Origin of the sequence: Chimaeribacter californicus, from assembly GCF_002858675.1 — a bacterium.
GTDB classification, from domain to species: Bacteria; Pseudomonadota; Gammaproteobacteria; order Enterobacterales; family Enterobacteriaceae; genus Chimaeribacter; species Chimaeribacter californicus.
This window is the reverse complement of sequence record NZ_PJZF01000061.1, coordinates 1-1,572: the sequence shown is the minus strand read 5'-3', so window position 1 is coordinate 1,572 and position 1,572 is coordinate 1. Positions and strand designations below refer to the sequence as shown.

The window sequence follows — 1,572 nt, the reverse complement described above, 5'->3', positions numbered from 1 at the left end:
GCTTTATGGCTCTCTGTGGGTTGTGGCCAAGAATGCCATTGAAGCCCTGGGCAGCGCCGTGCGCCGCGCAGACAAGGCCGATCAGAGCGCCTTTGCCTTCGACTTCCCTGAAAGTACCTCAGCTTAATGCTATCGGCTGCCGGCAACCGGCAGCCTTTTCCCTGGAGCTTCCCAATGTCTCAGTCCCGTCCGGCGCGCTTTGTCGTCATTATCCCTGCCTGTCGCCCCCAGGTGCACGGCGAATTTGATCCCCTGGCCTTCGCCTGCGGCAAGCCAGTGCTGTTTTACACCATCCAGCAGGCGCAGGAGTCCGGGGCTAGCGGCGTCTTAGTAGCGACGGATGACGCTGATATAGCGCACCAGGCGCAGCAGGATGGCGCACAGGCATTGCTAACGAAAGGGTGGTCAAACGATATGGAGCGGGTTGCTGATGCGGCGGCACAGCTGCTGCAAAAGGGGCTGGTGGATGAGGCCACGGTGATTGTTAGTCTGCCGGCAAACGAGCCGTTGGTTTTCGGTAAAACGATCAGGGAGCTGGTGGGGGAGTTTAGCGGGTCGTGCGCGGATGTAGCGACGATTGGCGTGCAGGGGATGAACCTGATGCAGGGGTATGACCCCCGGGTTGTAAAAGTGATCACCGATAAGCACAACCGGGCGATGTATTTCTCGCGTGCCAGTGCTCCGGTTATGCCAGGAAGGATGGCCATACCGACGGCGATTAATCACAAATACAGGCTGCGGCAGGTGCAGGTATACGCTTTTCGTCTCAGTGTGCTTACCGCCTATGCGCAATGGGGTGTCTGTCCCCCTGAATATTTTGAAGATCTTGAGCAAATTCGCCTGCTATGGAACGGCGGCAGCATACAGGTTGTCCAACTATCCCATATGGGAAATCTATCAATTCATGATATTAAAGATATTGAAAGGCTTACGAAACGCTTGTCGTTGGTAATTGGCTAGGCCTTTTCTAAGCTTAATCATGAACCGTATGAAAACGGTTTTTTGGTAACAATTGCAGGAATCACAGGTCATTAGTTAATTTTACTAAACATTAAGGATGAAAAATCATCGGATAGACCGATTATTTAGTATTGTACCCCCAAAATGATTCCTGTACATTTCCGCCTGCTCAAAATGAGCCTTCAGGAAGCGCAAATGCATGAACATGAATACTATTTTTAGCTCAAATGGTGATAACGCCCCGCCACAAGACGTAATGGAGCGTGCTGTCACAATGTTTAATGTGATGACAGGACACTCATTACAGGCCGCTGAGGGCTTTAACTTTCTCGCCTTGTTGAACATGGTCGCGCAGACTGCACCGGCGCCGGCAGCGCCGGCCGCACCGGTACCAAAAGAAGAGGTTAAAGCCCAGCAGGCCGAGCCTTCAGTCCATGCCGCACCGGTAAAGGCAGAATGCACCAGGCAGCACCAGGTAGAGCCTGAAGTACCCGCGCTGATCCTTGAACCACTGGAAGACGTGACCCCAGATGAGGAGCCAGAGGCCGAGTTTATGCCTGATGTTGAGGACTTGGCCGTGCCAAACCCAATGGCGCTACTGCGCCGGCCGGC

The 1,572-nt window shown here is 53.8% G+C and carries 2 protein-coding genes; both read left to right on the top strand.

The window, feature by feature from the left end:
• Window positions 1–174 precede the first annotated feature (174 nt).
• Window positions 175–960 carry a cytidylyltransferase domain-containing protein gene (locus CYR55_RS22750; RefSeq protein WP_165699654.1) on the top strand — a complete coding sequence of 262 codons (786 nt, stop codon included), beginning with the start codon at window positions 175–177 and terminating at the stop codon, window positions 958–960.
• 199 nt (window positions 961–1,159) lie between these two features.
• The coding region (locus CYR55_RS22745) for a hypothetical protein (protein WP_206604064.1) at window positions 1,160–1,572 on the top strand (413 nt) is incomplete at its 3' end.

Excerpts from the sequence above, each read along its gene's own strand:
- CYR55_RS22750 (WP_165699654.1), top strand. The coding sequence starts at position 175 with ATGTCTCAGTCCCGTCCGGCGCGCTTTGTCGTCATTATCCCTGCCTGT.